General features: G+C 65.5%; 9 protein-coding genes. 7 read left to right on the forward strand and 2 right to left on the reverse strand.

The features are described from left to right. Window positions 1-915: aminotransferase class V-fold PLP-dependent enzyme (locus tag FJZ36_17100; protein MBM3216617.1), on the reverse strand; the 915-nt coding region annotated here is incomplete at its 3' end. A 15-nt stretch (window positions 916-930) separates the two neighbouring features. Beyond that, window positions 931-1,722: a sugar phosphate isomerase/epimerase gene (locus FJZ36_17105; protein MBM3216618.1), complete on the reverse strand. Its 792-nt coding sequence runs from the start codon at window positions 1,720-1,722 to the stop codon at window positions 931-933. 134 nt (window positions 1,723-1,856) lie between these two features. Here FJZ36_17105 and FJZ36_17110 point away from each other — a divergent pair, with 134 nt between their 5' ends. The 7 genes from FJZ36_17110 to FJZ36_17140 all read left to right on the forward strand — a co-directional run. Next, window positions 1,857-2,627: a 2-phosphosulfolactate phosphatase gene (locus tag FJZ36_17110; GenBank protein ID MBM3216619.1), complete on the forward strand. Its 771-nt coding sequence runs from the start codon at window positions 1,857-1,859 to the stop codon at window positions 2,625-2,627. 226 nt (window positions 2,628-2,853) lie between these two features. Beyond that, window positions 2,854-3,744, forward strand: a complete 891-nt coding sequence (locus FJZ36_17115; protein MBM3216620.1) for a shikimate dehydrogenase — start codon at window positions 2,854-2,856, stop codon at window positions 3,742-3,744. A 37-nt stretch (window positions 3,745-3,781) separates the two neighbouring features. Beyond that, window positions 3,782-4,057: a cell division protein ZapA gene (locus FJZ36_17120; GenBank protein ID MBM3216621.1), complete on the forward strand. Its 276-nt coding sequence runs from the start codon at window positions 3,782-3,784 to the stop codon at window positions 4,055-4,057. A 45-nt stretch (window positions 4,058-4,102) separates the two neighbouring features. Continuing rightward, the gene (locus FJZ36_17125; GenBank protein MBM3216622.1) at window positions 4,103-4,738 is read left to right on the forward strand and encodes an NUDIX hydrolase; all 636 of its coding nucleotides are present in this window, start codon (window positions 4,103-4,105) and stop codon (window positions 4,736-4,738) included. Window positions 4,739-4,765: 27 nt separating this feature from the next. Further along, on the forward strand, window positions 4,766-5,794 hold the full coding sequence (locus tag FJZ36_17130) for a Gfo/Idh/MocA family oxidoreductase (GenBank protein MBM3216623.1): 1,029 nt from the start codon (window positions 4,766-4,768) through the stop codon (window positions 5,792-5,794). Window positions 5,795-5,839: 45 nt separating this feature from the next. Then, window positions 5,840-6,787: a hypothetical protein gene (locus FJZ36_17135; protein ID MBM3216624.1), complete on the forward strand. Its 948-nt coding sequence runs from the start codon at window positions 5,840-5,842 to the stop codon at window positions 6,785-6,787. Beyond that, a partial coding sequence (locus FJZ36_17140; GenBank protein ID MBM3216625.1) for a hypothetical protein occupies window positions 6,784-6,981 on the forward strand: 198 nt, incomplete at its 3' end. The genes FJZ36_17135 and FJZ36_17140, both read left to right, overlap by 4 nt.

Raw genomic sequence — 6,981 nt, forward strand, 5'->3', positions numbered from 1 at the left:
TGCGAGCTGGCGCGACCATGACTGCGCCGCCTCGATTCCGAGCGCTTCGTGCCAATCGATGAGCGCGGCGATACCTCCGTACCTGCCGAAATCTCGCGTGCCGTACTCGAACCGCTGAGCGTTCGGCGACGGCATGAGTCCGTCATCGTCAGTGAATCCGCCGGTTCCCGCGCCTGTCCATGTCGGCGTCAACTCCTCGACGCGATCACGGCGGACGTAGAAGAACCCGGTTCCCTTGGGCCCGTGCATCCACTTGTGCACGTTGCCGGTGTAGAAATCGACGCCGAGGCGGTTCAAGTCGATGGGGAACTGCCCGACCGCCTGCGCTCCGTCGAACAGAACGCGGGCTCCGCGTTCGCGGCAGAAGGCGACGATTCGCTCCGTCGGGACGCGAATGCCCGTCTGCGAGGTGACATGGCTCGTGGCAAGGAGGCGGATTCTGGGAGCCCAAGCGTCGGCGACGGACTTCAGCGTCTCTTCGTCGGTCCGACCGACCGTGAAGCGCCGCAGCTTGACATCCCGACGCTGCGTCAGGAACGTCCACGGGAACAGCATCGACGGGTGCTCCTGATCCGACAGGAGCACTTCGTCGCCGTCGCGCCACTGGACGCCCTCTACGACCAGGTTCACTCCATCGGTTGCGTTTCGTGTGAAGGCGATCTCCTCCGTCGTCGCGCCGAGGTAGGCGGCGAGGCGGGCGCGCGCTTCTTCCATGCGCTGGCACGCAGCGCCCCAGCCCGATGGAGATTCGCCGCCCAGCTCGAACGCCCGCATCGACTCCCACAGACGTTCGGACACGCTCAGCGGACAGACACCTGCCGTACCGGTGTTCAGATAGACGACTTCATCGACGACGGGGAACTCGCGCCGCACCGCATCGAGTTCGTAAGGCGGCTTGGTGAGTGCAGACGGCACGATGCAGAGGGCTCCTTACAGAGCGACGATACGTCGCATTCGGCGCGCCGTCTCCGCGAGCGTTTCGGGCGTGCCGCCGACTTCGTGGATGACGGGATCTTCGTAACCCGCCGCGCGTAGCTCACGCATGAGGGCGAGCCAATCGGTGTCGCCATCCATCAGGTCGGTGAACTGATGCTTGGACCGCGAGAAGTCCTTGAAGTGGACCTTCTTGATGCGCGACCCGAGCGCCTGGACCCAGTGCTCCGGGTAACCGTACGCCATCATGTTCGCCGTGTCCAGGTACGCGCCGACCCACAGGCTGCCGACCTCGTCGACGAACTCGCGCATCTCGCGCGGGCTTAGCAGGAACTTGTTCCAAACGTTCTCGACGCCGATCGCGCAACGGTGTTCCTCGGCAAATGGCGCGAGCTCGATCAGCGCGTTGCGCAACAGACGCCATGCCTCGTCGTAGGGCGTGCCAACGCCCAGTTGACCCGGATGGAGGAGCGTGCAGTTGACGCCAAGCGCCGCGCCGATCTCGACGGAGCGGCGCACGCGCTCGCGTCCCGCCGCCTGTTCGGATGCGTCGGCGCTCAACAGGTTCCCGCCTTGCGATCCGCTCGCGATGACGCTTGCGATCTCGACTCCCGCCGCGTCGCACTGCCGTCGAACTGCCGACAGCTCTTCGGCAGAGAGGTCGGGGTGCAGGTCCTTGCCGGTGCGGAAGGTCAGCTCGATGGCTTCGTATCCGGCGGCGTTGCACAGCTCGAGCGACTCGGCAAGCGTGCTGCTCCCGAGGACGATCTGAGTGACGCCGATCTTCATTGCGAGCGGCCTTTCATGTAGCCTGTGCGAGACCAGAATCGCCGACCGGAGACCAATCTACACCGGCGCAGCGTCTCGCGTCAACCTGACTGTCGCGGGCTGCTCTGGGGCTCCTGGGAAGGAGGATCGGCGTGGTGGCGAGGCGGCGTCCGTCGCGATCCAGAGAAATGGATGTCCTGAGCTTCCTGCCGCTCGACGTGGAGTCGGTGGCAGAGGCGTCCGGCAGGATCGTAATCGCGGTCGATATTCTTCGAGCGACGTCGACAATCGTGGCAGCGCTCGACAACGGAGCCGCGCGGGTCGTGCCGGTTCTCACGCCGGAGGAGGCGCTCTCCCTGTTCGATCCCATGGAGCCCAGCTTGCGGCTGGGCGGCGAGAGAGAGGGCTTGCGTCTCGAAGGGTTCCACTACGGCAACTCGCCGTCGGAGTACACTGCTGACAGCGTCCGCGATGCGACGATCCTCTTCACGACGACCAACGGAACGCGGCTTCTGCGAGCCTGCACGGGAGCGTCGCGCATTCTGATCGGCTGCTTCGCGAACCTGTCGGCTGTTGTTGACGCCGTACGCTCCGAGCGCCGCGATGTCCTGATCGCCTGCGCCGGGACCGCAGGCCGCTTGACGATCGAGGACATGCTCTTCGCCGGGGCATGCGTTTCGCGACTCGCGGACGGTTCCTTCGACCCGACGGACAGCGCGACGACCGCCGCCGTCTTGTGGGAATCCCTCTCGAACCGTCTGGTCGAGTCGATGGCATCCGGGAGGCATGGCAGAACGCTCGACGGGATCGGGTTGGGTGAGGATATCCGCCTCTGCGCGCGCATCGACACGACAACCACCGTGCCGGAAGTCGCCGGGAACACGATCCTGAAACCGTCGCGAAGGGCTGGAGGAAAAACGGCTTGACGATCCTCGCAGCGCAAAAGGCACTGGTGCAAGGAGTCAAGCCGCTGTGTGCGTTGTCAGTTTCATGCGCGATGTCGTAGCGTGGAACGCCGTGGGTTCGGGCGCGGATGACATCGACAGCGCGAAAAGTGCAGGCGACGATCTCGTTGCCGATTGACGACGCGCCGAGTAACATGCCGCCGCGCGTATGCCTGTCGCTGTTTGAGGGCGCATGTCCGGTTGGCGCATGAACGAGTCGGAGAGATTCGTCGTTCCAGAGGCAGCGATGCCAATCACGGGTCACACCAATATCGTCGGCGTCATCGGCGATCCGATCTCGCACTCTCGCTCGCCTGCCATGCACAACGCAGCCTTCGAGCGGTTGGGCATGGACTGGGTCTATGTGCCGTTTCGTGTGAAGCCTCCTGACCTGGACGAAGCGATCCGAGGGCTGAAGGCTGCCGGCGTTCGGGGCATCAACGCGACGATTCCGCACAAAGAGCGCCTGGTCGGACACGTCGACACGCTGAGCCCGGAGGCGGAGCTGATCGGCGCGGTGAACACGCTCGTCTTCGACGAGGACGGGATCCACGGCGAGAACACGGATGCGCGAGGGTTCCTGGCGGCGATGACCGAGGCGGGTTTTGATATGCCCGTGGGACGCCGCGTCGTGATCCTGGGAGCCGGGGGCGCGGCGCGAGCCGTTGCCGCGGCTTTCGTCGGTATCGGCGTGTCGGAGATCGTGATCGCGAATCGCACCCCGGAGAAGGCGCAGCGGCTCGCCGAAGACCTGACGCGGCGCACGAGCATCGATGCGCTCGGCGTCGCACTGATGAGCGACGCGTTGGCGCCGTTGATGCGAGAGGCGCACCTGCTGGTCAACACGACCTCCGGCGGGATGGCAGGCAACTCGCCTCTGGCGTTCGATCCGGGGCTGTTGCGTGCGCCCCTGTCGGTCTATGATATTATCTACACGCCGCCGGAAACCCCGCTGCTTCGGAGCGCCGCCGAGAACGGGTGTCGTGTCCTGAACGGAATCGGGATGCTGGTGCACCAGGGCGCGATCGCGTTCGAGCTCTGGACGGGCACGGCTCCTCCGGTCGATGTGATGCGAAAGGCATTGCTCGCATCGCTCTAACGGCTGTCGAGCGCTGAATCGACGAGGTGGTCTGCCGATGGATTCGCAGGACGATTTCGAGTCCCTATCGCTTCATATCTTCGGTCCCCCAGTACGCGTGCGCGTGCCCGCCTCGGAGGCGAAGGACATCGAGCGCGCTGCCGAGATGCTGAGGAACCGCTTCGAGGAAGCCCGGGACCCGCGTGAGCCTCCGGATCGGACCCTCCTCCGAGTCGCTCTGGAGGTCGCCTATGAGTCCTACTGCAGCCAGCGCAACGCGGGGCAGATGCTGCGGCGACTGCTCAAGATGCTCGACCACGAGATGGACGCCTGACCGACGACTCTGAACCGTCTGCCCTCCCGTTTCGGACGATATCTCATGGCGCATGTGAACCGGCGGCTGACAGAGATGGAAGCTCTGTTCGGCTCGCCCGCCGTGCACCGACAGCAGTGGCTCGCCTCGGATCACGAGATGGCGTTACTGTACACGGCTTCCAGTCGGGGCAGGCTTCACGACGTCACCCTCCTCATCGCGCGCGGCGAGCAGTTTGCGGTCATCCGCAAGCCCAGCTATCCCGCCCATGTATACCGCCCTCCCAGCGGCGGCGTTGAGATTGGGGAGACGTTGAGCCAGGGCGCCGCCCGGGAAGCCTACGAAGAGACCGGCACGCGCATCTCGCTTCGACGGTACCTCGTCCGCGCCGAGATGACGTTCGTTCGCGATGGGCATCCCAGTGAAACGCTCGACTGGATGACGCACGTTTTCCTTGCAGACTGGCTGGAGGGCTCCCCCGCGCCCGTGGACACGCAAGAGATCGCGGACGCGCGTTGGGCGACCCGCGACGAGCTGTCGGCGGGCTTGTTGGAGGAGCTCGAAGCGGCTGAGACGCACGGGCTTCGATATCGCGGATGGCTCCAGCGCATCGCGCTCGACGCGCTGAGCGCATGGGACCAGCAGCCGGTCACACGGATCGCTCTTGCGACTCGCGCTCTCCGGCAGGACCCGGACGTCTGAGTCCATGTGCCGGCGAAGGAGATACGTATGCAGACTCCGATCCGCATCGGGGTCATCGGCTTGGTCAACGACCGCATCTGGCAGGACATCGAGGAAGCCCTGGCGACGCCGGATGTTGAGATCGTCGCCGGAGCCGAAGTGAACGATAGGCTCCGTCTCCGGTTCGGCGAACGGATCGGTTGTCCCGAAGACGCGCTCTTCCTTGACGGGGCGCAGATGCTGGAAGCCGTGCCGCTCCAAGCCGTTCTCGTCGGGATGCCGACCGGCGAAAACGCCCACATTGTCGAGGTGTGCGCCCAGCATCGCGTCGGCGTGATGCTACAGAAGCCGATGGCGACGTCGCTGGACGAGGCGGACGTCATCACGACCGCCGTCCAGCGTTCGAGCATCCCCTTCATGGTAAACATCCCGGAGTTCTGGACACCTGCAGTGCGCGAAGCCACGCTCATGGCTCGCGACGGGAAGATCGGAACGCTGTCGCGCGTCTACTTCCGCGCCGCGCATGCGGGACCTGCCGAGATCGGCTGCTCAGAGGAGATGCAGGCGTGGCTGTTCGATCCGGTGCTCAACCCCGGCGGCGCGCTGTTGGACCTGTGTTCGTACGGCGCCCAGTTGAGCGCATGGCTGCTAGGCAAGCCCGAAAGCGTTGTCGGCGTCGGCGCCAACTTCGTCAAGAAGGACCTCGACGTCTATGACACGGGCGTCCTCGTGATGAAGTACCGGAGCGCGCTGTCGCTGTGCGAAGGAAGTTGGACGGATGTCGGCGGCATTGCTCCCCAGGGGCCCGCCTTCACCGGATCGCGCGGGTCCATCGTCATCCAGGGCGACAGCCTGCTGCTCGTCGAGCCGGAGAACCCAGACGGACGGCGATGGACGCCTGAGGCGTCCGAGGCACAGGGTCCGCACGGTGTCGCGTACTTTCTGTCGCGTCTCGCCAACGGCAGGAGCATCGACGCGCCGTTCGGGCTGACGACCTCGCGCGACGCCCAAGAAATCCTGGAAGCCGGCTTCCGCTCCAACCAGACGGGGATGGAGTGTCCTCTGCCGGTACGGTGATCCGGAGCGGAACCCGTGACAGGCTTTTCCGATTCTCGATCCAAGGTGTGGAGCGGCTTGCCCGAGTTCGATGCGACGTCTGGACGCGTCGTCCGGGAGGCTCCGGGCGCGGGCTCCGGGTACTGGGTCGGCGCTCCGACGGTCTGGGTCGAAGACGACCTCACGTATCTCTGCTACCGCCTGCGCCTGCCGCGACCTGAACGCGGCGTCGAGAACCGCATCGCCGTCAGTCGCGACGGCGTCCGGTTCGACGATATCTACTCCCTCCACAAGTCTGCCCTCGACTCCGACTCCATCGAGCGGTGCTGCCTCTATCGCACCACGGACGGCATCTACCGGTATGCGATCAGCTATGTCGATCCCGCCGATGGGCGTTGGCGCGTCGATCTTCTGTCTGCCGACGCTCCCGACGCGTTCGATCCGGATCGGCGCGTGACGGTGCTGACCGCCGACTCGATCGGCGCCGAAGGGGCCAAGGACCCCAACGTCTACAGAATCGGCGGGCTGTACGTCATGCTGCTCAGCTACGCGCCGACCCCAGTCGCGTCCGCGAGCGACGACGCGATGCACGGCACAGGCGACATCTACAACACGGGCATCACGCGCTCACATAGCGGGCTGGCGACGAGCGCGAACGGTGTGGACTGGTCGTGGCGGGGCGACGTCCTCTCGCCGTCGGACGACGGCTGGGACTCGTACGCCGCCCGTTTGGGGGCGATCACGTACCGCCCGCCCGTCTTCGTGGGGCTCTACGACGGTTCGCGCGGCGTCGAGGAGAACTACGAAGAACGCTGCGGCGCGGCGATCAGCTTCGATCTGCGTTCTTGGGAACGCCTGACGCCGTGGGAGCCTTGGGTCACCGTTCCGCATGGCTCCGGGTCGGTGCGCTACGTCGATGTCCTGGAACACGGCGACGGATTCCGGTTCTACTATGAGATGGCGCTGCCCGACGGCTCGCACGAGCTGCGCGTCGCGGACGCGCGCGTCGAATGACGGCGCGACGCGCGTCGGTTCCGCATGTGATCCCCTATCAGGGCAGCAAACGACGCCTCGCCGATGACATCCTCCGATACGTCCCCAATCACGTCGAGCGGCTCATCGAGCCGTTCTGCGGTTCCGCCGCCGTGAGCCTCGCCGTCGCAGCGCGGTTCCCGGAGGTCGATCTGCTCCTCAACGACAGCCATCCG

Source organism: Candidatus Poribacteria bacterium (assembly GCA_016866785.1).
Lineage (GTDB): Bacteria > Poribacteria > WGA-4E.